18 protein-coding genes and 1 tRNA gene are annotated in these 25444 nt (G+C 52.6%); 12 read left to right on the top strand and 7 right to left on the bottom strand.

Annotation, left to right across the window (positions count from 1 at the left end):
• Positions 1–617: 617 nt before the first annotated feature.
• The 11 genes from acpS to K6V98_RS02575 all read left to right on the top strand — a co-directional run bounded on the left by acpS (position 618) and on the right by K6V98_RS02575 (position 16603).
• Positions 618–1163: a holo-ACP synthase gene (gene acpS, locus K6V98_RS02625; RefSeq protein WP_222198986.1), complete on the top strand. Its 546-nt coding sequence runs from the start codon at positions 618–620 to the stop codon at positions 1161–1163.
• 12 nt (positions 1164–1175) lie between these two features.
• Positions 1176–2801, top strand: coding sequence for an NAD(P)H-hydrate dehydratase (locus K6V98_RS02620; RefSeq protein ID WP_222198985.1), 1626 nt, complete (start codon positions 1176–1178; stop codon positions 2799–2801).
• Positions 2802–2804: 3 nt separating this feature from the next.
• Positions 2805–3956 carry an alanine racemase gene (gene alr / locus K6V98_RS02615; protein ID WP_222198984.1) on the top strand — a complete coding sequence of 384 codons (1152 nt, stop codon included), beginning with the start codon at positions 2805–2807 and terminating at the stop codon, positions 3954–3956.
• A 9-nt stretch (positions 3957–3965) separates the two neighbouring features.
• The gene (locus K6V98_RS02610; RefSeq protein ID WP_222198983.1) at positions 3966–4580 is read left to right on the top strand and encodes a uracil-DNA glycosylase; all 615 of its coding nucleotides are present in this window, start codon (positions 3966–3968) and stop codon (positions 4578–4580) included.
• Position 4581: 1 nt separating this feature from the next.
• On the top strand, positions 4582–5091 hold the full coding sequence (gene tsaE / locus K6V98_RS02605; RefSeq protein WP_222198982.1) for a tRNA (adenosine(37)-N6)-threonylcarbamoyltransferase complex ATPase subunit type 1 TsaE: 510 nt from the start codon (positions 4582–4584) through the stop codon (positions 5089–5091).
• A gap of 83 nt (positions 5092–5174) precedes the next feature.
• The gene (gene tsaD, locus K6V98_RS02600; protein WP_222198981.1) at positions 5175–7589 is read left to right on the top strand and encodes a tRNA (adenosine(37)-N6)-threonylcarbamoyltransferase complex transferase subunit TsaD; all 2415 of its coding nucleotides are present in this window, start codon (positions 5175–5177) and stop codon (positions 7587–7589) included.
• A gap of 1183 nt (positions 7590–8772) precedes the next feature.
• Positions 8773–11307: a ribonucleoside-diphosphate reductase subunit alpha gene (locus K6V98_RS02595; RefSeq protein WP_222198980.1), complete on the top strand. Its 2535-nt coding sequence runs from the start codon at positions 8773–8775 to the stop codon at positions 11305–11307.
• A gap of 66 nt (positions 11308–11373) precedes the next feature.
• A complete protein-coding gene (locus K6V98_RS02590) occupies positions 11374–12432 on the top strand; it encodes a ribonucleotide-diphosphate reductase subunit beta (protein ID WP_222198979.1) in 1059 nt (352 codons plus the stop codon).
• A gap of 396 nt (positions 12433–12828) precedes the next feature.
• On the top strand, positions 12829–14730 hold the full coding sequence (locus K6V98_RS02585; protein ID WP_222198978.1) for a carbon starvation CstA family protein: 1902 nt from the start codon (positions 12829–12831) through the stop codon (positions 14728–14730).
• A 577-nt stretch (positions 14731–15307) separates the two neighbouring features.
• Positions 15308–16216, top strand: coding sequence for a peptidoglycan-binding protein (locus K6V98_RS02580; protein ID WP_222198977.1), 909 nt, complete (start codon positions 15308–15310; stop codon positions 16214–16216).
• Positions 16217–16529: 313 nt separating this feature from the next.
• Positions 16530–16603 (top strand) — tRNA-Gln (locus tag K6V98_RS02575).
• A 559-nt stretch (positions 16604–17162) separates the two neighbouring features.
• On the opposite strand, the gene K6V98_RS02570 is transcribed toward K6V98_RS02575, so the two are convergent.
• From K6V98_RS02570 to galE, 4 genes are all read right to left on the bottom strand, one after another.
• Positions 17163–17528 carry a Fic/DOC family N-terminal domain-containing protein gene (locus K6V98_RS02570; RefSeq protein ID WP_222198976.1) on the bottom strand — a complete coding sequence of 122 codons (366 nt, stop codon included), beginning with the start codon at positions 17526–17528 and terminating at the stop codon, positions 17163–17165.
• A 217-nt stretch (positions 17529–17745) separates the two neighbouring features.
• Positions 17746–18105 (bottom strand): helix-turn-helix domain-containing protein, encoded by a 360-nt coding sequence (locus K6V98_RS02565; RefSeq protein WP_306792715.1) that lies wholly within the window; start codon positions 18103–18105, stop codon positions 17746–17748.
• Positions 18106–18248: 143 nt separating this feature from the next.
• A complete protein-coding gene (locus tag K6V98_RS02560; RefSeq protein ID WP_371734506.1) occupies positions 18249–19259 on the bottom strand; it encodes a polyprenyl synthetase family protein in 1011 nt (336 codons plus the stop codon).
• 213 nt (positions 19260–19472) lie between these two features.
• Entirely contained in the window at positions 19473–20576 is a 1104-nt protein-coding gene (gene galE, locus K6V98_RS02555) for a UDP-glucose 4-epimerase GalE (RefSeq protein ID WP_222198973.1), read from the bottom strand.
• Positions 20577–20743: 167 nt separating this feature from the next.
• Between galE and K6V98_RS02550 the strand changes: the two genes are divergently transcribed.
• On the top strand, positions 20744–21958 hold the full coding sequence (locus tag K6V98_RS02550; RefSeq protein ID WP_222198972.1) for a coiled-coil domain-containing protein: 1215 nt from the start codon (positions 20744–20746) through the stop codon (positions 21956–21958).
• 118 nt (positions 21959–22076) lie between these two features.
• On the opposite strand, the gene K6V98_RS02545 is transcribed toward K6V98_RS02550, so the two are convergent.
• Genes K6V98_RS02545 through K6V98_RS02535 form a run of 3 tightly spaced genes read right to left on the bottom strand, consistent with a single transcriptional unit; the run spans position 22077 to position 25439 of the window.
• Positions 22077–22880 (bottom strand): energy-coupling factor transporter transmembrane component T family protein, encoded by an 804-nt coding sequence (locus tag K6V98_RS02545; RefSeq protein WP_222198971.1) that lies wholly within the window; start codon positions 22878–22880, stop codon positions 22077–22079.
• Positions 22874–24907 carry an energy-coupling factor transporter ATPase gene (locus K6V98_RS02540; protein WP_222198970.1) on the bottom strand — a complete coding sequence of 678 codons (2034 nt, stop codon included), beginning with the start codon at positions 24905–24907 and terminating at the stop codon, positions 22874–22876. Before K6V98_RS02540 ends, K6V98_RS02545 begins: the two co-directional genes overlap by 7 nt.
• Positions 24900–25439, bottom strand: a complete 540-nt coding sequence (locus K6V98_RS02535) for an ECF transporter S component (RefSeq protein WP_222198969.1) — start codon at positions 25437–25439, stop codon at positions 24900–24902. The genes K6V98_RS02540 and K6V98_RS02535 overlap by 8 nt, the downstream gene beginning before the upstream one ends.
• Between the last annotated feature and the right edge of the window lie 5 nt (positions 25440–25444).

Raw genomic sequence — 25444 nt, 5'->3', positions numbered from 1 at the left:
AAGACTCGTCTGCTTTGCAGTCGGGTCTTATTTCGTTTGCGAAGGCGCTCATCTGCGACGCTTTGTGGCCGGGTCTTTTGCGCTTCAGTGTCTTTGGTCTGGCGGCCTTTGTGCTCGCATTGTTTGCGATGGTGCTGGGCTGAGACTTTGGCTTGGCGACTCTTGCACCCGCGCTGTTTGCGAGGTTGCTAAGAGAGCACTTCACCGGCTCAGTTACTTCAGCCAAGCGTTTACTCGACTATTGAGCCTTGCTGGTCTAGTACTTATCTTTGAGGCCCCAGATTACTCGAATCGGCAGCGTGAGGATCTCGAAGAAAACAAATAGGACGAACCACATAACAACCACCGTTCCTTGTCTTGTCTCTGGATGTCTCGCCTGGTAGAACGTTGCATCCAGAACTACTTGGTCAGCTAGAGGCACTGCTTAAATCCTCAGCTCCTTTGCTAGGAGATCAGGCGTTTAAGAGGCCTCTTTCGTTACCAGTATCATACGTGCTTGCGCGGACATACTGCGCGAACATACCTTGTCCTTTTGCCCTCCTTGTGACCGTGCCCACATATACGGCTCATCTCACTTAGAATAGTGAACTACTACGAAGATTTTTTTGGAGGTGGGTATGGCTTCAGCTGGTATTGGCGTTGATATCGTAGAGATATCACGGATGGAGTCTATTTTGCAAAAGACCCCTTCCTTTGCTCGGCGTTTTTTTACCGAAGAAGAGCGAGCCTATTCTGAGGCTACTGCTCGTCCTGCGGCTCATTACGCGTGCCGGTTTGCTGCTCGGGAAGCAGTGCTTAAGGCCTTGGGTACGGGATTCTCTTCTGGTGTAGGAAGGCTCGATGTTTCTGTTTCTCGTGACGCTCAGGGAAAGCCGCTGGCAGTTCTTTCTGGAAGAGCTCAAGAGATAGCTCATGAGCTAGGCATCCTTGAGGTTGCGCTTTCGTTGTCCTTTACCGGGGATTATGCAATTGCCAATGCCTTAGCCATTACTGAGGCGGTGCGCCCGGTCATTCAAGAGGAACCTGAGGATGATCGTGCTCGTCTTGCCCGATCCTTTCGTGAGGCACGCTCTGTCTTAGATGATCTCGAGCGCGTGTTTGATAATCCAGCCCAAGACGAGCTGAGTATTTCTGAGCATTCAGACGCTGTATCGCATACATGACGGGAGTAACGCATGAAGCCAATTCTTGAAACTGAGGCCGTTCGGCGTCTCGAAGACTTAATTGAGCAGGAGGGCACCTCAAAGGCGGAGCTTATGGAGCTCGCTGGAGAGTTTGCAGCCTCGATTGTAGAAGCCCGTTCCCCTAAGCGTGTGCTTGTGGTTACCGGTTTTGGCAATAATGGTGGCGATGGCTGGGTTGCTGCAGACATCTTGCAACACAAGGGCATCCATGTCGATTTAGTAACGCCAGTTGAGCCAGATGAGATTCCCTCTCCCCTTGCTCGTCACGTTGCTCGGCGAACTGCCGGGCGAGATGTCACGGTGATTGTGGGGCCGTCCCGCGACGAGCTCGTTGCGTTACTTGAGAAGTCAGATGTGGTTGTAGATGCAATCTTAGGCACCGGCTTTTCTGGAACGGTGCGTGCGCCTTTTCCCATTTGGATTCGGGCGATCAACGAGCATGCATCAGACGTTGTCTCGATTGATATTCCTTCAGGCCTGAATGCCGAGACAGGAAAAGCAGCAGATCCTTGTGTGAGCGCAGATGCTACCGCAACGATGATCGCAACAAAGATTGGTCTGTATAGCGCTGATGGTCCGGAGTATGCAGGTGAGGTTGTTTGCGGTGAGCTCTATAGCGGGCTTTCAGAGCTCATTGGCGAGGTTGACCACGTTGCTGAGTTTATTGAAGCATCAGATCTAGAGACGGTGCTGAAAGAGATTCCCTCTGCAGTTAATAAGTATTCTCGGGGATCGGTGCTCGTTGTTGCTGGATCGTCTACCTATCCGGGGGCTGCCATGCTTGCGGCAAAGGCTGCAGCACGAGCAGGTGCCGGGTATGTGTCGGTTGTAGCCCCAGAGACCTGTGCAAATCTGATTCGTATGGCGTTACCAACCGTGCCGGTGATTGCAGCTCCGGCAGACGGTCGTGGATCATTTGGAGCAGCTGCTCGCTCTATGATCGTTGAGCTTGCGCCGAAGTATAGTTGCGTGCTCGCAGGCCCAGGCATAACTGACGCAGCCGGTTGTATGCAGGTTGTAACGGGTTTGCTAGAAACTGAGGTTCCGCTCATTTTGGATGCGGATGCCCTCAACTGCCTCGCTCGGATGACGATTGACGGTATTGATTCTATGCCTGAGCTTTACCGACGTGAGGCACCTTTGATTATGACGCCCCACCATAAGGAGTTAAGTCGTCTGGCAGGTGGTGCGTCGGTAGAAGAACTTGCATCGGCCATTGATGCTGCTCGTACCATTGTTTGGGCTGGTGGCTCGAGCAATATGGTTGTAGTAGCAAAAGGGCCGGTTACCGCAGCTGTTGGCGTTGAGCGCGTACTCCTTCCGCCGGCAGGCCCTGCTGCCCTCGCTACTGCGGGCTCTGGTGATGTGCTAGCAGGCATTATTGCAGGTATCGTGGCTACCACACGAGAAGAGCCAGAGTCTTGGGAGCTGCTTTGTTCGTATGCGGTGGCGGTGCACTCCGCTACCGGTATTGCAGCAGCCGCCTCAATGGGGCCAAGAAGTGTGATTGCTACCGATCTGATTGATCTGATAGGCCCTGCCTTTGACATGGTAGAAGCAGGTGTTGAGGATGGACTCGACGTGGTTGCTGCATCTGCTGAGGAAGAGGAGGCATAGCGGATGGTTGTGCAAAAAGAGCCATGGTCGCGCGGGGCATGGGTAGAAATTGATCTCGGGGCGATTCGTCGCAATACGCGCACCTTTAAGAATCTGCTTGATCCTCGCGAGCGTCTCTGCTGTGTAGTTAAGGCTGATGCATATGGCCACGGTGCTCTTGAATGCGCCCGCATCATGTATTCTGCCGGAGCAGATATGTTTGCCGTAGCTACGGTGAGCGAGGGTATAGAGCTCAGGCAAGGCGGCGTTAAGCTTCCAATCCTGATCTTATCTGAGCCGCCTGAGACTGCGATTGATGCCTTGCTTGAGTATGAGTTGATGCCGTCGGTATATACCTCAGAATTTGCCCTTGCCTTAGGAGAGCGCGCGGTTGAGGCCGGGTGTGTTGCCCGGTATCACATGGCAATTGAGACCGGTATGAACCGCATTGGTGTTCACCATACCGAGGTGATCGACTTTAGGCGCTCAATTGATTTTCATCGTGGTATTGCCTGCGATGGCGTCTTTACACACTTTGCTACGGCAGATGATCCGGATGGCTGGGACTATAAGCTTCAGCGCCGCCGCTTTGAAGAGGCTGTTGCTGCCATGCATGAGGCAGGGTTTGATTGCGGCATTGTACATTGCGACAATACGCCGGCAATGATTTTAGATCCTGCATCTCACTACGATATGGTGCGCGCCGGTATTGGTCTTTATGGCCTGGATGCCTGCGAGCGTACGTCTCGCGCAGTGCAGCTCGATCCTGCCATGAGTGTGCGAGCGCGGGTAAGTCGCACAACCGATCCGGCGATGGGTGAGGGAGTGGGATACGGATACACCTACCGCGTTCCGCGTGCGCGGGTTCAAATTTGTACCCTGCCCTTAGGCTATGCAGATGGCGTCTCACGCACTCTTTCAAACCGGATGGACGTGCTCTTTCGGGGCATGCGCCTGCGCCAAGTAGGCAATATCTGTATGGATCAGCTCATGGTTGAAATTCAAGAGACATCTCGCTCGGTCATGCCTGAAGCAGAGATTGGCGACTTGATGACGATTATCGGTCGCGATGGCGATGCTGAGATTAGCCTCGATGAGCATGCGCGGTTGAGGGGAACCATCAACTATGAGGTGGCTTGCGGATTTGGCATGCGCCTTGAGCGGATTTATCGCTAGGAGCCTAGTATGGGTGTAATGAAGATACCCGGGCACGCAGACCCAAGGCCACGCGAGGTTTCGCTTGAGGAGATTCGTACGGCTTTGGGAGACTGTGCCCGTTGCGAGTTGGCACAAACCCGCACTTCAATTGTATTTGGATGCGGGAGTCCTCACGCTCGTGTGATGTTCATTGGTGAGGCACCAGGTAAAAATGAAGATCTGCGCGGTGAGCCATTTGTGGGGCGAGCGGGAGAAAATCTGAATCGAATGCTGGGCTTGGCAGGGCTTAAACGCGAAGATGTCTATATTGCCAACGTAATTAAATGTCGGCCGCCCAAAAATCGTACGCCGCAGGCAGATGAGATCTTGGCCTGTTCCCCGGTTTTGCGCGAGCAGATCAGAAGCATCTGGCCAGATGTGATTGTGACCTTAGGCAATCCTGCTTCGCATTTCATTCTAAAAACCGAGACGGGTATTACGCAGCTGCGGGGTAAGTTTTATCAGATGGGGCATTTTACCATCTTGCCTACCTTTCATCCTGCAGCAGCCCTTCGAAATCCTGCCTGGCAAAAGCTCTTAGAAGCAGATCTTCAGATGCTTGGCGATCATCTGCGTGCAAAAAACCTTGAAGGAGAGGCGTAAGATGGCGATACAGCGCCTGGAGCATGGTGCGTATCTGAGCACCTCGTCTGAAGATACTAAAGACTTTGGAGCCCTGCTTGCACGCTTGCTTGCTGATGGGGACGTTCTGGTGCTCACCGGAGGTCTTGGAGCTGGAAAGACCCAGTTCACAAAAGGTGTCGCACAAGGCCTTGGAGACACACATCCAGTTACCAGCCCAACCTTTACCCTGATGGCCGTGCATGATGCAGGACGAATTCCCTTGTATCACTTTGATCTCTACCGCATTGAGCATGCATTTGAGCTGGAAGATACGGGTATCTTTGATGTCTTAGGCTATGAAGGTGTCTGTCTGCTTGAGTGGGGCGAGCGCTTCTCCGATGAGCTTTCCGACGCATATCTGAGCATGGTAATTGAGCGCACCGGAGAATATGGACGAAAAATTTGCTTTGTTCCGCATGGAGAGCGTGCGAGCGAGCTTGCCGAAGCTATTGATGAGTTGGTGCTGGCAACCATGAACGATACCGATTAATTTCGTGCACGTAATGCACGCCTGAAGCAGCCTATGCTGTCTGCCTGTACTGATTGAGATGTGAGAGAAGAGACGAAGAGGTTATGGATCAAGATCGCATCGCTCGCGTAGTAGCAATCGACACGGCAACCGATATGCTTTGCTGTTCGGTTGCCCAGATTGAGCGCACAGAACCCGAGCCTTTGATGCTTGCGGTAGGAGATCATGCATGTCGTCGCCGCGCAAATGTAGAGCTGATCCATACGCTTGAGGATGTGCTTGTTCAAGCAAACTGTACATTTGATGATATCGACGGTATTTTGGTTGGCAGGGGTCCTGGATCCTTTACGGGTGTGCGGATTGGCATCTCTTCTGCAAAAGGCCTGGCAGTTGGCGCGAACCTGCCTTTGCTGGGCGTCTCAACGCTTGCAGCAACCGCATGGTCTGCCTGGTCTTCTGGGGTACGTGGGCTCGTTGGCGTTGCAGCCGATGCCATGCGTGGTGAGCTCTATCCGGCGCTCTTTAGGCTAGATGATACGGGTGTGCAGCGGCTCTTTGAGCGTGAATCGGTCATGAAAGCCGCCCAGGCAGTTGAGGCATGGGCTGCTCTTTCAGAAGCTCACGAGCTCCTCATTACCGGAGATGGCCTCTTGCGGCATCAGTCCTTGTTTGAGCAGGCTGGCTTCGCTGAGCAGTTCTTAGAAACTGATCTGTGGTGGCCTACGGGCGAAGGTCTTGTTTGTACCTTTTTAGCCGACCAAGGTCTGGATGCTTTGTCGAGTGGCGTAAACGATCCGGCGGCGGTTTTGCCGGTGTATACCCGCCTTTCGGATGCAGAGGAAAACGAGCGTCGGCGCTTAGGTCAGCCCATGGGCGAGGTACCGGGAGCAACGGGTGTGGCTGAGGAGCTTGCTGGTCGCCACCTGCAAGTACGGCCAATGGCTGCATCTGATGCAGAGGCAGCCGCTTGTCTTGACCAAGCGGCTTTTGCAGATGCGTCGCATAGTTCTTGGACGGCTCCGCAATTTCTATCCGAGCTTGCCGAGCATGCAAACAGCCCCCGAAGCTGGTGGGTGGCTCATGATGATGGTGAGCTCATAGGCCTTGCTGGTGGCATGGTAGTTGAGGCTGAGCTTGAGATTTTAGACGTAGTAGTGCGTTTGAGCCATCGCCGCCAGGGCGTAGCGCGGAGACTACTTGCTCAGGTGAGCTACGATGCGCAGATGCTTGGCTGTACTACTGCTTCTCTTGAGGTTGATGCAAACAATACAGACGCTACTGCGCTCTACGCAAGCCTTGGATTTAAAGAAGTAGGGCGTCGTCCAAACTATTATGGACAGGCCTCAGATGCGCTCATTATGCGCGCTTCTCTGCCTTTGCGTTTGCCCGTGAACTCTGAGCTGCCTGAGCCGACAGCGACCCAGATGCGGCCATGGCCGCGCCGGCGGCCGAAGCGGAGCTGCGAGGAAGCTGCCGAGCTTTCGCGCCGTCGTCTGACGCTTGCGATTGAGAGCTCATGTGATGAGACAGCAGTGGCGATTATTGATGTTGACGGCAAGCTGCTTGCAAACCAGGTTTCTACTCAGATTGATTTTCATGCACGCTTCGGAGGCGTGGTGCCCGAGATTGCATCCCGCAAGCACGTTGAGGTTATGGTTGGCGTGGTAGATGCAGCGCTTGAGGAGGCAACGGCAGCCTTGGGGCTCGACGGGGGCGTGCTTGAGCCCTCCGAGCTTGCTGCTGTAAGTGTTACTCAAGGGCCAGGCCTAGTGGGTGCTCTTGTGGTGGGCGTGGCTTTTGCAAAGGGCTTATCGCTCGCTGCAAAAATACCGCTTATCGTGGTCAATCATCTTGAAGGGCATCTGTTTGCCAATCTCTTGACGGAACCTGATCTTAAACCACCCTTCATTTTTACCTTGGTATCAGGTGGTCACACCATGCTCGTGCATGTGCGCGCGTGGGGTGACTATGAGGTTTTAGGCGAGACGCTAGATGATGCCGTGGGCGAGACCTTTGATAAGGTTGCCAAGGCCTTAGGCCTTGGGTATCCGGGAGGGCCCATCATTTCGCGCTTGGCAGAAACCGGCAATCCGCGTGCCATTGATTTTCCGCGTGCAATGATGCATAGCCACGATTTTCGCTTCTCACTTTCAGGGTTAAAAACTGCGGTGGTTACCTATATTGAGCAGGAAGTAGCCGCAGGGCGCACCCTTAATCTGCACGATCTTGCAGCATCTTTTGAGGCGGCCGTTTTTGACGTTCAGTTTAAAAAGGCATGGGAGGCTATTAAGCTCACGGGCGTGCAGGACTATTGCCTCGGTGGAGGAGTAGCGGCAAATCCTCATCTGCGCCAGATGCTAACCGAAAAGCTTGGCCGTCGCGGCATTCGAGTGATTTTGCCGCCGCAAGGAGCGTGCACCGATAATGCAGCAATGATTGCAGAGGTTGCCCGGCGAAAGCTCGAGCGTGGTGAGTTTGCAAGCTTAGATGTTGACGCAGATCCAAATATGACGCTCTAGGTGAATAGGCAACGCGGTAAGGATAAGATTGTATAAAAATGGGTTAGGATTACAAAAAAATCCGTGCCGCTTTCTAGGAAGGGAGCGGCACGGACAAGTAAATTCCCGTCTGACACTAAAGGCACTCACCTATTGAGCAATTTTATTTACTATTCAGAAAGTCCTTGCTGTGCGCGACAATGTGTTCCACAAAAATTAAAGCGGCCCTCCCTTGAGATATTCGCTTCCATCTGACCAAAATTCACAATAGAAGCTACAGGCAGTTTCCACAGCGTTAAAAGGCGATTTAATCGAACAGGTGTATCTCACGGCCAATGTCTTGCCCCCATCGATTACCGTCCACGAGTGGACACAATGAGAAACGCTTTGGCCTGAGCCACATTGAATCCAAGCGTCATAGCACGTATCAATATTGCCATTTCCATAGGCATTGTATGCGGCGATTGCCTGGACAACAGTCGGTACCCCCTTGATTAGAATAGTCAAGCTGTTACTAGCGCCTGAGACATGAGAAAAGGGCATCGCCTTAGTGCCAGGTGGGATGTTTTCCTGAACTTGAGAACCTTCAAGTTGAGCTTTCTTCACAGCTTCCTTCCAAAGTTCAGACGCAATCTCACCTTCACTAATTCCCTTTGCACTCGCTTTGCGTGGGAGCAACGCCGACAGAATGCAAAAAGCAGATGTCCCAACCACAGACCTCCGAGAAACCACCATTGAATTTCCAGCCGTCTTCATAACATCCTCTAATCCGTTGGTGGAATAGAATGCCGAGAGAAAGTAAACTACGAAGGCAAATCAGAAGCATGCAACTTTTTTTGATGAGACAACTCATCACGCACCGCTTTACGTACGACAAGATACAAAAGCGGACAGGCAACCAAGAGAAGTGGACCATAAGTGACGAGAAACGCTATAACAACATATATGAAATCCATGTTCCCTCCCAAAGTCCAGTTTAGGAACTGCGTACGTTCTGACCAAAAAGTAACAAAATAATCCAATATCTTTTTAAACGGTATGTTTTGCTCAGCAAACGGTACTTTCAGCTAAAAGATGAAATAGTTAGCTCTAATGTTGCAGCGTAGTTGCATTCTTATTCATGTGTGCTGGCCTCGCTCAGCATCTTGCTGGCTCACCTATAATGGGCGGCCACGTTACGACCTACGAACCCGGGAGGGTGTTTATGGATATCATTAAACGAGATGGGCGTGCAGAGCGCTACGACGGTGAGAAGATCGTTGCTGCAATTTGTCGCGCCTTTGCAGATGTGCACGGATGCAAAGATCGCTCGGGCAGCGAGTTTACTGAGATTGCAAAAAGTCTGCTTCAAGATATTGAGAAGGTAGTGTTTAACGGCAAAGCAACAAGCGTTGAGGCCATTCAAGATCAGGTTGAGCGCTCCTTGATGGAGCAGGGATATTTTGATGTTGCGAAAGGCTATATTCTCTACCGTCATGAGCGCACAGAGATCCGTGAGCTGCGCGCCTCGATTGCTCACGAGGTGGGCGTGCCCGAGATTGGCGAGACGCTCACTCGTATCTCAAGAGATTTTGATCACGCTACCTATCCGCTTTCTGCCCTGCTGGCAAAGTTCTGTGGTTTTGAAAAAGAGGGGATGGATACCCACGAGCGTCTGGCAGCGCTTACCAAAGCAGCAGTTGAGCTTACGAGCCAAGAGGCTCCTCGTTGGGAGTATATTGCTGCTCGCCTGCTCGCCTTCTCGTTTCACCGCGAGCGTCAGGCGCGTGAGGCGGCTCACGGGCTGGAGAACTTTCTTGATAAGTTGCGCTACCTTACCGATCAAGGGCTGTATGGCGCATATATTCTTGAAAGCTATACTCCAGAAGAGATTGATGAGGCGGCTTGCTATATTGATCACGCCCGCGATGAGCTCCTTACCTTCTCTGGCCTTGATCTTCTGATTAAGCGCTATGTGATTTGCTCACACCGTCGCGAGCCGCTGGAGAGTCCTCAGGAGATGTATTTGGGCATTGCCCTGCATCTTGCTATGAACGAGTCGCACGATCGCCTCGTTTGGGTAAAGCGCTTTTATGACATGCTCTCTAAGCTTGAAGTCACCATGGCTACACCAACTCTTTCCAATGCACGCAAGCCCCAGCATCAGCTTTCAAGCTGCTTTATAGATACGGTGCCTGATAGCCTTGAGGGAATCTATCGAAGCATTGATAACTTTGCCCAGGTATCAAAATTTGGCGGCGGTATGGGCATGTACCTCGGTAAGGTGCGTGCCACCGGTGGATCTATCCGGGGCTTTAAGGGAGCCGCTGGAGGTGTTATCCGCTGGATTAAGGTCATTAACGATACAGCAGTTGCGGTTGACCAACTTGGCGTTCGCCAAGGTGCAGTTGCAGTGTATTTGGACGCGTGGCATCGGGATTTGCCCGAGTTCTTGCAGCTCCGCACCAATAATGGAGACGATCGCATGAAGGCGCACGATGTGTTTCCTGCGGTGAGCTATCCCGATCTATTCTGGCGTATGGCAGAAGAGGATTTGAATCAGCCCTGGCATCTTATGTGCCCTCACGATATTTTGACCGTGAAAGGCTACGCGCTTGAGGATTATTTTGGTGAGGAGTGGGAGCGCCGCTATCACGATTGCGTGGCAGATGCGCGCATTGCTAAGCGTACGATGAGTATTAAAGATATCGTGCGCCTCATCTTAAAGAGCGCGGTGGAAACAGGTACGCCCTTTACCTTCATGCGCGATACTGTTAACCGAGCAAATCCTAATCCGCATGCAGGAATTATTTATTGCTCAAATCTCTGCACGGAGATTGCTCAGAATACGTCAGAAATTGAACAGGTCTCTCGTGAGGTAATTACAGAAGACGGAGACACGGTGGTGGTCTCAGTCACACGCCCTGGGGATTTTGTAGTGTGTAATCTTGCAAGCCTGTGCTTGGGAGCATTGCCGGTAGAGGATGAGGCTTATCTCTCGCAAACTGTTCAGACGGTGGTTCGTGCCCTCGATAATGTGATCGATCTCAATTTTTATGCCCTTCCATATGCAGAAATTACCAACCGGCGGTATCGCAGTATTGGGCTTGGTGTTTCTGGCTATCACCATATGCTTGCCAAGCGGGGCATCGCCTGGGAAAGCGAAGAGCATCTGTCGTTTGCCGATGAGGTCTTTGAGCGCATCAATCGTGCTGCGATCGAGGCTTCTTCGGCGCTTGCTGCAGAAAAGGGAAGCTATGCGCTCTTTTCTGGGAGCGACTGGCAAACAGGCGCGTATTTTGAAAAGCGTGGCTATACCTCAGCTGCTTGGCAAGAGACTGCCCAGCGTGTTGCTGCTCAAGGTATGCGGAATGCCTATCTCTTGGCGATTGCGCCTACGAGCTCTACCTCGATTATTTCTGGCACAACTGCAGGCGTTGATCCGGTCATGCATCGCTTCTTTCTTGAGGAGAAAAAGGGCAGCATGTTGCCGCGTGTAGCACCTGAGCTTTCGCTTGCAACCTATTGGTACTATAAGCCCGCTCACCTGGTTGATCAGGCGTGGAGCATGCGAGCTGCTGGTGTGCGCCAGCGCCATATTGATCAGGCTCAGTCGGTGAACTTATATATCACCAACGATTTTACGATGCGCCAGGTGCTTGATTTGTATTTGCTTGCGTGGCGCAAGGGCGTTAAAACGGTCTATTACGTGCGCAGTAAGGCATTAGAAGTTGAGGAATGCGAAAGCTGCAGCAGCTAATAAGCGCTTTGTCATGAGTGATGCAAACAGATGAGGAGCCCTTCTGCAAGGGCGAGAGGAGAAGCTATGACGCTTGATCTACATGATGAGCTTATGCGCTCACCGTTGTTTAATCCCGAAGGAGATACCGAAGTGCGCGACCGCCGCATGATCGGTGGCAATACTACGAATCTCAACGACTTTAACAATATCCGCTACCCGTGGACTTCAGACTGGTATCGTCAGGCCATGAACAACTTTTGGATTCCCGAAGAGATCAACCTGGCGCAGGACGTGAAGGATTATCCAAACCTAAGTTCAGATGAGCGCACGGCCTATGACAAGATCCTGTCATTTCTTGTATTTTTGGATTCACTACAGTCTGCAAACCTGCCTAATGTGGCGGAGTATATTACCGCCAACGAGGTGAATCTGTGCTTGCATATTCAGACCTTCCAAGAGTGTATTCACTCGCAGAGCTATAGCTATATGCTCGATACGATTTGCAGCCCTGAGCAGCGAAATGAGATCTTGTATCAGTGGAAGACCGACGAGCATTTGCTCAAGCGCAATACCTTTATTGGAGATCAGTACAACGCCTTTATGGATCAGCGCGATGCCAGAACGCTGCTCAGAGTGCTGATGGCTAACTATATTTTGGAAGGCGTCTACTTCTACTCAGGCTTTATGTTCTTCTACAACTTAGCGCGCATGGGTAAGATGCCCGGCTCTGCACAAGAGATTCGCTATATCAACCGCGATGAGAATACACACTTGTGGCTCTTTCGCAATATCATTTTGGAGCTCAAGCGCGAGGAGCCTCAGCTTTTTGATGATGAGATGATCGAGGAGCTGCGCGCCATGCTTGAAGAGGGCGTGCGCCAAGAGATTGCTTGGGGCCACTACGTGCTAGGCGATCGGATCTCTGGGCTGACCCAAGAAATGGTAACCGACTATATTCGCTATCTGGGAAATCTCCGGTGGCACGCGCTTGGATTCGGAACGCTCTTTGAAGGGTCTGAGCGTGAGCCTAAGGATATGGCATGGGTGAGCCAGTACTCCAATGCCAATATGGTAAAGACCGATTTCTTTGAGGCGCGCTCAACGGCTTATGCGAAGTCTACGGCCTTAGTGGACGACCTGTAGGCGTTCGAGTGTGTGCGGATGAGCGCTGCGCGCATCAATCGTGTACGGTTTTACCAAATTGAGAGATCGTGGACAGTGGACTAAAATCGCAGGTGAGAGGAGGGGAGTGTACAATGCGGAAACACACGGGAAACACAAAATTTGACGCTCAGTGTGGTTCTTGGCACACTTCCTCTCAACCAACGCGGGGATGCAAGGGGCATCGAGCCGCGATGAGTGAGGGGTTACTCAAGATGAACAATCGCCAGCTATCAATTATGAGCGTGATTATTATCTAGCGCGGGCTGGCTGCATTGTCGCCCGCACGATAGCGGGCGGCCTCAAAACGAGGGCCGTCGAGAAGGTTCGACGACCCTCGTTTTTTCATCTTTTTACACCCCGGGAGGGAAGAACGGTATGAATGGTGTCCTGGTAATTGTGGTAGCTGCGGCGGTGCTCGCCGTAGGCTACCTGTTGTATGGACGATGGCTGGCTAAGTCGTGGGGGGTTGACGATACGCGCCTGACTCCTGCTCGTCGCCTGCGCGATGGACGCGAGTTTTCTCCAGCATCTGGGTTTACGGTTTTTAGCCACCAGTTCAGCTCCATCTGCGGTGCAGGGCCGGTAACTGGCACGATCGTAGCTATGATGTTTGGCTGGTTGCCCGTGTTGCTCTGGGTGCTTGTGGGCGGCATCTTCTTTGGCGCTGTGCACGATTTTGGAGCCCTCTATGCGTCTATGCGCAATAACGGCAAGTCACTCGCCCAGCTCATTGAGAAGTATATTGGCCGGACGGGACGCCGTCTGTTCCTGCTGTTCTCCTGGTTGTTCTGCATCATTGTTATCGCTGCATTTACCGATATGGTTGCAGGAACCTTCAAGATGGCTCCTGATGCGGTAGCTGGACTCGGCTTTGGTGTTGATGCAGAGCATCCCTCCTATGCAGCAGGTACAGCAGGCACCATCTCGATGCTCTTTACCTTTGCTGCCATTGCCTTTGGTCGTACCCGTACGCGCTTTGGCCTGTCTGGCATGCGTGAGTTTGCGGTTGCCGCCGTTGCTATTGCGGCCATGTTCGCGGTCGGCATGCAGTTCCCCATCTATCTGGATAAGACCGGTTGGTTCGCCGTCATCATGGTGTATTTGGTCTTTGCAAGTGCCATGCCCATTCAGGCCTTAAAGACCCCGCGTGACTATCTGACGAGCATTCTCATGCTGGTTATGATTGCCGCAGCCGTTCTGGGCATCTTGGTCTTGAACGCATCTGGCCAGGCCACGATTACTGCTCCGATGGTGGTAGACGCCGAGACTATGGCCGGGCTTGAGGCCTCAGGCAAGCATATGTTCCCGCTTCTTTTTGTATCAGTTGCCTGCGGTGCGCTCTCTGGTTTTCATAGCCTGGTGTCTTCTGGTACGTCTTCTAAGCAGGTTGAGCGTGAGAGCGACGCGGTAAAGGTTGGCTATGGTGCCATGGTCGCCGAGTGCTTCGTAGCTGTACTCGCCGTGGTTATCGCGGGCATCATGTTCTCTGATATGAACACGGCCGGAACTGGCGTTTTGAACGCTGGCGCTCCCTCTACTCCCTTCCAAATCTTTGCAGCTGGCATTGCTCGCGGCATGCGCTCCTTTGGCGTAGACGCTACAGTTGCTACGGTATTTATGACCATGTGTGTTTCAGCTCTGGCGCTTACCTCGCTGGATGCTGTTGCCCGAATCGCACGCGCTTCGTTCTCGGAGTTTTTTGCCACGGGGCAAGAAGATGCTGCTGAGCCCACCGGCTTTGTGCGTCTGTTGATGAATCCCTGGTTTGCTACCGTTGTTACCCTCGTTCCTGGTCTTGCTTTGGCCTTTGGTGGATATGCAAACATCTGGCCGCTCTTTGGTGCATCCAATCAGCTGCTCGGTGGCATGACCATGATTACGCTGGCAGTCTTTTGTAAGGTGACGGGTCGCCGTGGCTGGATGCTCTATGTTCCAGCGGTACTGCTGCTTTGCTCCACGTTCACGTCTCTGGTGCAAAGTGCCTTGGGTTGCTTTACGGCGGTTCAAGCCTATGGGCTCTTTGGCATGATGCCAGCTTCTCCTGCTACACCAGATGTATTGGTGTCTGTGGCAGGCACTAAGGGTTTGCAGTTGGTGTTTGCTGTGCTTCTCGTAGCCCTTGGCCTGATTGTGGCCGTACGTTGTCTGCGCGAGCTTGTGGTAAAGGAAAGCGGTTCTTTGCCAGATGAGCAGGAGGCCTGGTCTCAGGCCGGACGCGCAGCTGAGAAGAGCACTGAGCCGGTAGCGGTTGCTGAGGCCGATGTAGCCATAGCGTAAGTGTGATGCGTTTATAGATACGGTTGTGCATGGGTCGGATTCACGGATGGATTCGACCCATTTTTTCTTCAGTGTGTATGAGGTAGCTAACCCCCCCCCTGGAAAGCGTGGCGTGGCAAGCAACGGTATCTGCTATGAGCTTGTGTGAGGCGGCGTGTGCGGGTGTAGCTTCGCTGCAGATATACCTTTGCTGATGCGATTCCTGTGCGGCGCGATTCCGCTGCGGATGTGATTCTCGTGTGCGGATATAGCTTTCGATGTATGTGACTTTGCTGCGGATGAGACTCTTGCGGGTCAAGTTTCTATTCTGGTACACGCATAGGCATCTGGGGTATAGAAGGAAAGCGGCTGCGATGAGCGCTGTCGTTCAGGTGCAACAGGAGAGACGTGGACGAAGTTGTAGACGTGCGTGCCTCCATGTGTTTCGATAGTGGCGTGAGATTCATAGTCGATGCAAGCCTGAGGCTTGCCGTCGTGTAGATGGCTCTGTGTTGCTACACTAAACAATGCTTGCTGGGGTCTGCCGTTTGCTTACCGCATGTATGGAGCAGGCCCGCGCATATGGAAAGGGGTTCCAATGGAGCCGATCAAACGGGGTATGCAAGGTCCTGCTGTGGAGGATGTCCAAACCCGTCTGACAGGTCTTGGATATGAGATTGACCAGCCTGAGCTCGATCAGCATGAGTTTGGTGAAACAACGGCCACTGCAGTACGAGCCTTTCGCCAAGAGCAGGGCTTGCCCGATGGGAATGAGATTGATCTTGATGCTTGGAGCGCGTTGGTAGATGCCTCGTATAAGCTGGGAGATCGAACACTATATCTCCGGCTTCCCAATTTTCACGGAGCAGATGTGCGCGCTTTGCAGCAGGCTCTCAATACGCTTGGCTTTGCTTGTGGTGAAGTTGACGGATCCTTTGGGCCTCATACCGAGGCTGCCCTGCAGCAGTTTCAAGAAAACGTAGGGCTTTTTGCCGACGGCATGGCGTTTCAGGATACGTTTAGCTATATTTCCCGCCTCAAGCATGTGTGGAATGGCAAACCGGCAGCCGTGGAGCTCAATCCCGAGGCGCGGACGGGCTTTGCACGTGCAGCCTCGGTGCTTGAGCAGGTGCGTATCGCTGTTGGGGGCGAGGACGCCATTGCGCGCAATGTTGCGTCTCGTATGTGGAATATTGCTTCTGCAACTACGATTAATAGCGGCATGGTGCTCTGGAATGGTGAGGCTCCTGCCGATGCTGATGTGGTGCTTGTGATTGCAAGCGAGGAGCTGCCTGATGATGCTGAGCCTCAAGCCACGATTGTGGTGGGGGAGACTGATAACCTATCGCAGCGCATTCGCACAGCAGTTGCTGCATCAAAGCGCAAGCCAGCACATGTGCGTCTCGAGATTACGGGTCTTTCGAGCTATGGTGCCTTTACCGCAAATGATGCACAGACCCTAGCGATTCGCTTGCTTGACGGTGTCTGTGTTGCACTGAGTGAGTAAGCATATCTGGGGCAGTTACCTCGTTGAGTTAGGTGAGGCGGTTGCGCTGCGCATTGCTGTGTATTTCGTAGCGCTTTTGGTTCCGCTCGTAGCCTATATGCGTTGCTTTGCTGTTTTATGTAGCGCTGTATGAAGGCTTGCCTTGATCGAGCTGGGTCGGACGCGGATCGGCGCATGAATCGGAGTTGTTCACGCGCCGTATACGGTTTGGGTCTTTTTGCGTCGTTAACCTGATCTTGCACTTGCTTTGTGAGTGATAGGTGCATGTTTGCGATAAGTACGCTACACTATCCCAGCGGTTATTCGCAGGCGTTGGGGCATCGTCCAGCGGCAGGACCCCGGTTTTTGGTGCCGGTTACGGGGGTTCGAATCCCTCTGCCCCAGCCATTTTTGTATGTATCTCTCCAGCTCCCTTTTCCGAACTGGAGGTTCCTTTACTGTAGCTGCGTATAATCCGCTATTTTTTGTGCTTCTCTGCCGTAATACAACTCTCTGCAATCACTTTTTAATCAGAGCAAGCTTAAATGCGTCGTCAATTAGTTGTACTTCCCGCCGTAAAGCAGAGAACTCCTGTCAGACATGGTAGTGTCCTATTGTTTTTCGGGCTTGTGCTCGAGCATGACGTTGGACATCTATGTATCGTTCTTGAGATGCCGTGCCGTTATAGTGAACCTACCTATCCTTTTGCCGGAAGGCAGTCTTGCTCCTATGGCTGTTGTCAAGGTACCCGCAGGGAGCGCTTCCTTGTCACTCGTTGTTCATCACTTCTGACGGATAAGCGGATTTGTCCGTCAAGAAAGTGTAATTCTGACGGACAAACTGAGCGTATCTCTAATTCGAAGGAAAGGCGAGACTCCTTTCAGTGATCTCGAGCAGTTCGAGGAAGGCGAAAAGCGCCGGTCTTCTCTCACTGTGCGGGGCGATTTCCTCGATCCTATCAGACTCCTTAAGGAATTCGATGAGCCGACGAGCCGCTGATAGGGAGCTTCCTCATCATGTCTTGGGCAAGTAGTAACGCGCGCCGGTAGTTCACGACTTCGAGAATGTCGTCGCTCTGCGCGGCGTCGAAATCCCCACCCCCCGCCTCGTAGACGAGGACGTCACTGACCGTGGCGTGCGTCCCTTCGATTCTGGAAGAGGTCACCGCTTCTTGCGCACGGAGAGGGGAGATTAGTATCTCGGAATCAGGGATAATCTCAAAAAAGCTGTCGTACCTCGCCAATGCGTTTGACGCGCGGGACAAGGAGTCGGCGAGTCGTTCCCAATTGAGCGCTTTTGGTGGGAACTTGCCTGTATGGTAGTGGACGGTCATCGAAGAAATCTCCTTTCCGGATATTAGAGTTCGCTGAACGGATTGAAGGGAGGGATGCCAATCGGGAGGAAAGGGTAGCGACAGGAATGCCCATGAAGTCGCTTTTGATTTTTACGTCATCGCCTGCCGGGTTCGATGATCCATGTTTTGGTTCAGCCTTTCATCGCGTAGTGGATGGCCACTGCATGGCGGCGGGAGGAGAGAGTTAGTCTACCTCTCACTCAGAGATCTTTCTCACCTTACTCAAGGTGGTAAAAATGGATTCTTGACTCAAGTCGCGCTGGTCGCGAACAGCGTCAGCCGCCTTGCGACGACGGTCAGGCGTGCATGAGCGGAAGTCGGCGACGAGCAGAGTCTCGTCGCGGTCGAGGGCAGCTTCCCCCTCGCCTGGATGAGCGTCGTACCAGCCGAGGATATCGTTCGGTGTGCACTTTAAAGCGACGGCGCAGTTCCATACCTGTTCTGCGTTCATCATGGCAGCCCCTGACTCCCACGATCGATAGGTGTATCTGTTAACCCCTATCTTCGCTGCGAAATCATCTCTATTTGAGTAGCCAGCTGCTTTTCTCAGTTTCATCAGTTGAATCAACACTGCTAGCCTCCTTAACAAGTAAGTAAAGAATAATATATTCTGAATAGCGTTTAAATAATAAAACGATGTATTAATGCTTGATAAGAATATTCTGCTTATTTCTTCAAGTTTTGTGTAACGCCGTTTGTTTAGCGCAGGCGATGAACGAAAAAGTCCGCCATGGAAAGCAAAAGATCGCGGCATGCCGGGTCAAGATCAATCGCTAGCAGCTTGTTTTTTGCTCGGCTAATAAGCTGATCTGCCTGGTCTTTCGCATAGGCAAGCGCGCCGGTTTCCTCAAAAATCTGAACCGCACGATCAAGCACATCAAGATCCGTACTCCCTTGCTGCAGGATCTCAATAAGCTCATCTTTTGTGCGGGGATCCTCGAGTGCGCGAACGACCACCAAGGTGCGCTTGCCTTCGATAATATCGTTTCTGAAATCTTTATCTTTTGTTGTTCCATCGCCAACAAGATTCAGCAGATCATCTTGAATCTGGAAAGCCAGACCGGTATCGAGGCCAAAGGATCTGAGCGCTTCTATGGTTTCTGTGGCCGCGCCTCCAATGATGGCACCACACGCAAGTGGTACCGCCCCACTATAGTGTGCAGTCTTCAAGGTTGCCATACGAAAATAATCGTCAATACCAATATCGAAGCGCTTATCGCGCGCCCACCCTAAGTCGAGTGCCTGCCCCTCAATGGTGCGAATTGTCATGGCACTCAGCTCGCGCAGTACTCTGATCTTAAGCTCATCGCTCAGGGTTGGATCTTCAACCACAGCTTGTGTAACCATCGAAAGTGCCAGATCGCCGCAGTTAATTGCAAGACCCTCGCCAGTTATGCGGTGCATACAGGGCTCGCCGCGTCGAAGCAGGCCATCATCGGCAATATCGTCGTGGATGAGGGCTGCGGTTTGAAAGTGCTCGATTGCAAGAGCCGCCGAACGTGCCTGCGCTAAGCTGCCGCCTACGGCTTGGCAGGCGAGCATGCAGATGAGCGGTCGGTGTCGTTTTCCGCCTGTCTTCGCAAAGCGCTCAAGCGGAGCATAGAGATACGCTTCAATATCTGCGACCTCAGTCTGACCTTGAAATGCTTGAAGAACCTGCTCATTTAAGGTATCGAGATGTTGCTCTAAAAAGTTTCTAAAACCTTGCACAGGCCTGCCTCGACTCTTCCTATCCGAGTTCGCTCCAGTAAACCATGGGGTGCGTGAGACTTGAAGCCCGATGCATCCCGCACCCTTATGCTGTTCCACCATTGTGTTGAGGACTCAGCATATCTCATCTATCTTGCCTGTCCTGGGCACTGGGCCTTCGTCCTCGTGCGCCTTGGCCAGAGCACAAGATCGTGCAGAGCATGTGCTGGGAGCTTATATGCCCCGCGCTCCTTCATATGCGCTTGCGCTAGAGCCCTCATGCGCAGTCCTAAAGCCATCGGGATTCATTGACTGCCACTTCCAGGAATCACGGCACATATCGTTAATATCCAGCTCGGCAGTCCAGCCCATCAAGCGCTCTGCCTTAGAAGCATCGCCCCAGTTAGCGGCAATATCTCCTGCGCGGCGCTCGCGTATGACATAGGGGATCTTATGCCCGCAGGCAGCTTCAAATGCGTGAATGACCTCAAGTACTGAGGTTCCCGTTCCAGTGCCCAGATTAAAAACTTCAACGCCGGTTTTGCCATTCATCCATGCAAGGGCAGCAGCATGACCACGGGCAAGGTCTACCACGTGGATATAGTCGCGCACACCGGTGCCATCGGGCGTGGGATAGTCGTCTCCAAAGACCTGAACAGCTTCAAGCCTGCCCACTGCTACCTGTGCAACATAGGGCACCAAGTTATTTGGGATACCCTTGGGATCTTCGCCAATCTTGCCAGACGGGTGTGCTCCGATGGGATTAAAGTAGCGAAGCAAAACAACATCCCAGTTCGGATCAGCAGTGTGTATATCAGTTAAGATCTGTTCGATCATCCATTTCGTCCAGCCGTAGGGGTTGGTAGCTTGCTTTTTGGGATCCTCTTCTGTTACTGGTGGATGATCAGGGTCACCATAGACGGTGGAGGAACTGGAGAAGATGATCGATGTGCAGCCGTGAGCGCGCATGACATCTACGAGCGCCAAGGTGCCTTCAATATTGTTATGGTAGTACTCAATTGGCTTAGAAACGCTTTCGCCAACCGCTTTAAAGCCGGCAAAGTGAATGACGCGATCGATCTTATGCTCAGAAAACACACGTTCAAGCGCAGGCCGATCAAGAATATTTGCCTCCACAAAGGTCAGGCGCTCTGCTGCCGAGTCACCCACAATCTCTGAGATGCGATCGATGGCAACGGGGCTTGCATTTGAAAGATCGTCTACGACTACAACCTCATAGCCCTGCTCAAGGAGCTGAACGACCGTGTGCGAGCCAATAAACCCGGCACCTCCCGTTACCAACACGCAGGTCTCTTCAGGCTTCAATGCGTTTGACATGGAACTCCTTTCGCTGGCGAATGCCTTTAGTATACCGCTCAATATGTGTGAGCCTCCGTGGATAGGTGTTGGGGCTTCGTGAAGATTGGCGAGCTGTTTTGCACTGCGGTATCCTAGATGAGATTTCTGGACTGCCGACATATACATACATACTAAATGGAGCAGATATGTCCAAGCGTATTCAACATGACCACCAGGCACCTCGCTCAGCTTCTTCCTTTGAGCGGTTCCCGGTTTCCCGCCGTTCGGTACTTGCAGGTCTGTTTGGCCTTTCTGCAAGCTCGGTGCTCTTTGGTTTGCCCACGCGTGCCTTTGCGGTAGATGCTACTGAGGAAACGAAGCAGGCGCTTGCAAATGCCCAGGCTGAGTTTGATCGCGTGCAAACGCAAATGAACGATATTACCGCTCAGTATCAGCAGCTCTCTCAGGAGCAGGATAAGACGATCGGTAAGATCGAAGGCGTGCAAAAAGAGATCGATGCTACCCAAGAGGCTATCAACCAAAAAGAAGCTGAGCTGACACAAAAGCGGAGCTCACTTTCTGATCGCGTTGCCTCAAATTACAAAAAGGGTGGCAACGACGCCTTAGCTATGCTGCTCTCTTCATCTTCGTTTGATGATTTAATTTCCAAGTCGTTTTACTTGGGCAAGGTCAACGAGCATGATCAGGCGGCAATCAAAGAGATCGATGAGATTCGTCGGGATCTCCAAGATAAGAAGAACGAGCTTGAGGCTGCCAAGCAAGAACTTGAGGTATTAAAGCAAGTTCAGGCTGATCAGCTTGAGCAGATGAAAGCTAAAAAAGCTGAGATCCAGGCACTCTTGGATGGGCTTTCAAGTGAGGTAAAGCAACTTATTACCAAGCGTGACAATGAGCTGCTCGAAGCTGCTAAGGCCGAAGAAGAGCGTCGTTTAGCAGCTGAGCGTGCTCGTCGTACTGCGGCTTCGCGCCCGGGTGGCGCTGGAGTTACCCCTGGCGTGAGCGAGCGTGTTGCTGGGGCAAATGCTCAGGCACGAGTGGTAAGTGCTTGTTCAGTAACGCCTTCCCCAGGCTATGGATATTGTGCTGCTTGGGTTGATTATGTTTTCGAAAATGCCGGTATGCCGAGCGTGTATGGCAACGCAGACGATATGTATAACGCGTGGTGCGTCAGCTCTGATAAGAGCGCTTTGCGCGTTGGCATGATTATTGCGGTGTCTACGCATCCCCATACGCAGGCTGGAAGCGTGTATGGTCACGTCGGTATCTACGTAGGCGGCAATACCGTTATGGATAATATTGGCTACATCAGAAGCATTGATCTGGATCAGTGGATTAGCTACTACGGCAGCACGGTTACTCCGCGCTGGGGTTGGGCAAATGGCATCAACCTTGCTGGATAGTGCGTAGAAGCCAAAGCGCTTGCTGAGTGTGGCGGGCGTTCGATTATTGCAGATAAAAGAGCGTCGGTGTCAGGGTGCATCGGCGCTCTCATTGTTGAGAGTGGCTCTTCTGTTGTGCTCACATGAGCGAGAGCGTAATGAGTCCAATAATATAGACGACCAGACCGACTGCAAGCGGAAGGTCGTATCGCAGGCTGAGGCGCATGATGCGGTAGTGCGTTCTTTTTGCCCCTCCCGTATAGGCTCGAGCATCCATAGCGCGCCCGAGGTTTTCTGCATGGCGCAATGCGCTGGCAAAAAGCGGAATGAGAATCGGTATAGAGGCTCGGGCATAGGCAAGGGCACTTTTGCCTTCAAAGCTTGCTCCACGAGCTGTTTGAGCTGCACGAACATTATTGGCTTCGCGTGCCAAAATAGGGGCAAAGCGAAGTGCAATCGAAAGAATCATGGACGCCTGTGTGATGGGAACGCCGAGTCGCTCAAGCGGGGCAAAAAGTGCTCCAAACGCATCAGTGAGCGACGTGGGACTCGTGGTGAGCAGCAGCAATCCACCCACAATCAACAAGATGGCAAAACGCAGGGTGTAAAGCAGGGCTGCAAGGATGCCGCCTTGGTGAATGATCAGAGGGCCTGTTGTGAGAACAACCGGACCGGTGCTTACAAAAAAGAGGTTAAAAACCGAGGTAAGCGTCAAAAAGAGCAACACATGGCGAAGTTGGCTCACGAGCCGGCTGGCGGGCACTCGCGCAATGAAGGCAGCCAGTAAGGCACAGCAGGCGGCAAGCGCGAGGGTAGAGAGGCGTGTGATAAAAAAGCAGGACACCATAAAGATCAGGGTGACAACGAGCTTCATGCGTGGATCAGCCTTGTGGATAGGTGAGTTTGCAGCAAGATATTGGCCAAAGCCGGAAGATCCTAGCATTGCGGCTCCTCAGGTGCTGATATGCATGACGCGATATACGAAATCAGCTCATCAAAGCTCAAGGGTTCTCGCTCGTGTGCTGGGGGTGCGCCCGCTTGCAGCAGACGGCGGTAGAGTGCGAGAGCTTGGCTCGTGCCAGGACTCATCAGGGGTTCAGCTGAGAGGATCTCGCGTGGGGTTCCGTCGGCCACAAGCCTGCCCCTATCTAATACGAGCATGCGGTCTGCCAGCTTAACTGCATCATCCATATCATGGGTCACCATTAAAAGCGTAACGCCCTGGCGCTTGAGGCGCAAAAGGAGGCTGCGCAGGCTTTGGCGTCCGGTAGGGTCAAGACCGATCATAGGCTCGTCGAGCACCAAGATGGGCTGCTGCATTGCAAGAACACCGGCAAGCGCAACGCTGCGCTGCTGACCTCCTGAGAGTGAAAATGGAGAGCGCCTAAGAAATGCGGGGTCTTGAGGAAGCCCCAGAACCTCAAGGGCGTAGTGAACTCGTTGTGTTACTTCTTGCTCGTCAAGCCCGAGATTCAAAGGGCCAAAGGCAATATCTTCAAAGACAGTGGCGGCAAAGAGCTGGCGCTCAGGTAGCTGAGATACGTAGCCAATTTGTTTTCTGAGCATTCGCCTGTGCTGGCGATCTTGAGTGTCAATACCTGCAACTGATACGAATCCACGGTGAGGAAACACAAGAGCAGAAGCCAACTCGGCGGTGGTTGATTTGCCGGATCCAGTCTTTCCTACCAGAGCCGTGCAGGTTCCAGGCTCAATTGCAAAGGCGAGGTGGGAGACTGCGTTCGGTGCCTCGTTGGTAGGCGGGTGAAACCATGGGAGCTTTCGCTTGCGACGTTTCTTTTGTTTGCCGTAGCTAAAGGAGGCATTTTGAAACGCGAGCGCAGGCTCGGGTGTTGTATGGCCATTCGCTAAGGGGGTGCGAGTAGCCGTGTCGAGCCTTTCTGAGATGCTCTGCGAATTGTTCTGCTGGGCGAGCGGTGAGGAGCTTTGCGAGGTAGCCCGCGAGCTGCTCTGATGAGCGAGCGGTAAGAACCTTTGCGGAATGTCTCGAGAGTTGCTCTGATGAGCGAGTGGTGAGGAGTTTTGCGAGCTACCCTGATAGACAGGCGGTAAGGAGCTTTGCGAGCTACCCTGATAGACAGGCGGTAAGGAGCTTTGCGAGACGGCGCTTGGTGAGCAGCTCACAGCCTGGCTCATGGTGGCTACCCAGCGTATCAAGGCTTCGTCATCAAGGGTGAGTGGGGTAACAAGGCCTGCTTTTCTCACAGTGCTGGCAACACGAAGATGAAAGGGAAGCTCAAGTCCTAAGTGCTCTATCAGATTCGTATCTGAGAAAAACGTACGAGGCGCTCCATCAAAAACGAGCTCTCCGGCATGAAGGGCGATAATGCGATCTGCATGCATTGCTTCTTCCATATTGTGGGTCACATGTACGATGGTTATGCCGCCGTGTGCCAGGGTCTCAATTGTTTGGGCAACCGAAGCTCTCCCTTCAGCATCTAGCATGGAAGTTGGCTCATCTAAAAGGAGGATCTTCGGCTGCATAGCAAGGGCTCCGGCAATTGCTATGCGTTGGCGTTGACCGCCTGAGAGGCGCGCTGGATCCTCCTGAGCGCAATCCTTCATACCTACAGCCGCAAGCGCTTCATCTACTCGGCGTGCAATTTCTGCCGGTTCAACACCTTGGTTCTCAGGGCCAAAGGCAACGTCTTCAGAAACATTGCTCGTTACGATTTGATCTTCTGGATGTTGGAAAACCATAGCAAGGTGCTGGCGAATTTCTTGGATGCTCTGTGCATGCTCAGGGTTGTTTCCAAAGATCAGAACGCGTCCCTGAGATGGGTATATGAGGCCACCCATGAGCTCGAGCAGGCTTGTTTTGCCAGAGCCATTGCCACCAACAATACAGACGTATTCGCCGGCAGCGATGTGGAGCGAGACGGTATTCAGCGCTCGAACTGCTCCATATGAAAGCCTGACAGCATCGAGGCTAATCGCAAACGAATCAGGCATGGGTATGGGCTGAGAGAACGCTCATACAGGGTGCTAAGAGCACCTGGCCAGCAACGACATTGATAAGCATCTTGAGGGCATTAAACGGCAGCAGAATCGGGATGATCATCTGCACCACAGTCTCTACCGGAACCGGTGTATACAAGGGAGTAATGATGAGATTCGCTGCGCATGAAAGCACAATAGCTGCCACGGCTCCTACAACCATGCCTGCGATCGATCCTGCCCGGCTTTTGCGAGACTTTTCATAGATGATGGCCGCTGGAACAATGAAGGCGCAGGTGTTGAGGATGCCCATGATGACCCCAAAGGGATCAAGAAACATGCGGGGGATCCATGAAATGATAGCAACCGCAACTCCCAAGCCAGGGCCGAAAACAAGAGCTGCAATAAGACAGATAACACCTGAAGGGTCATAGCACAGCCATGGCGCTGCGGGAAATATAGGGATTTGAATGAAGCTTGCAAGGAGCGATCCTGCAGTAAGCAGACCGGCGAGTGCGATGCGTTGTGGACTGATGCGTGTGGCCATGCTGG

The sequence above is a fragment of the Collinsella ureilytica genome, from assembly GCF_019795105.1.
GTDB classification, from domain to species: Bacteria; Actinomycetota; Coriobacteriia; order Coriobacteriales; family Coriobacteriaceae; genus Collinsella; species Collinsella ureilytica.
Note: the sequence above shows the minus strand (reverse complement) of the source record. Positions and strands in the feature narration are given on the sequence as shown.

Excerpts from the sequence above, each read along its gene's own strand:
- acpS (WP_222198986.1), top strand. The coding sequence starts at position 618 with ATGGCTTCAGCTGGTATTGGCGTTGATATCGTAGAGATATCACGGATG.
- K6V98_RS02620 (WP_222198985.1), top strand. The coding sequence starts at position 1,176 with ATGAAGCCAATTCTTGAAACTGAGGCCGTTCGGCGTCTCGAAGACTTA.
- alr (WP_222198984.1), top strand. The coding sequence starts at position 2,805 with ATGGTTGTGCAAAAAGAGCCATGGTCGCGCGGGGCATGGGTAGAAATT.
- K6V98_RS02610 (WP_222198983.1), top strand. The coding sequence starts at position 3,966 with ATGGGTGTAATGAAGATACCCGGGCACGCAGACCCAAGGCCACGCGAG.
- tsaE (WP_222198982.1), top strand. The coding sequence starts at position 4,582 with ATGGCGATACAGCGCCTGGAGCATGGTGCGTATCTGAGCACCTCGTCT.
- tsaD (WP_222198981.1), top strand. The coding sequence starts at position 5,175 with ATGGATCAAGATCGCATCGCTCGCGTAGTAGCAATCGACACGGCAACC.
- K6V98_RS02595 (WP_222198980.1), top strand. The coding sequence starts at position 8,773 with ATGGATATCATTAAACGAGATGGGCGTGCAGAGCGCTACGACGGTGAG.
- K6V98_RS02590 (WP_222198979.1), top strand. The coding sequence starts at position 11,374 with ATGACGCTTGATCTACATGATGAGCTTATGCGCTCACCGTTGTTTAAT.
- K6V98_RS02585 (WP_222198978.1), top strand. The coding sequence starts at position 12,829 with ATGAATGGTGTCCTGGTAATTGTGGTAGCTGCGGCGGTGCTCGCCGTA.
- K6V98_RS02580 (WP_222198977.1), top strand. The coding sequence starts at position 15,308 with ATGGAGCCGATCAAACGGGGTATGCAAGGTCCTGCTGTGGAGGATGTC.
- K6V98_RS02570 (WP_222198976.1), bottom strand. The coding sequence starts at position 17,528 with ATGACCGTCCACTACCATACAGGCAAGTTCCCACCAAAAGCGCTCAAT.
- K6V98_RS02565 (WP_306792715.1), bottom strand. The coding sequence starts at position 18,105 with ATGAAACTGAGAAAAGCAGCTGGCTACTCAAATAGAGATGATTTCGCA.
- galE (WP_222198973.1), bottom strand. The coding sequence starts at position 20,576 with ATGTCAAACGCATTGAAGCCTGAAGAGACCTGCGTGTTGGTAACGGGA.
- K6V98_RS02550 (WP_222198972.1), top strand. The coding sequence starts at position 20,744 with ATGTCCAAGCGTATTCAACATGACCACCAGGCACCTCGCTCAGCTTCT.
- K6V98_RS02545 (WP_222198971.1), bottom strand. The coding sequence starts at position 22,880 with ATGCTAGGATCTTCCGGCTTTGGCCAATATCTTGCTGCAAACTCACCT.
- K6V98_RS02540 (WP_222198970.1), bottom strand. The coding sequence starts at position 24,907 with ATGCCTGATTCGTTTGCGATTAGCCTCGATGCTGTCAGGCTTTCATAT.
- K6V98_RS02535 (WP_222198969.1), bottom strand. The coding sequence starts at position 25,439 with ATGGCCACACGCATCAGTCCACAACGCATCGCACTCGCCGGTCTGCTT.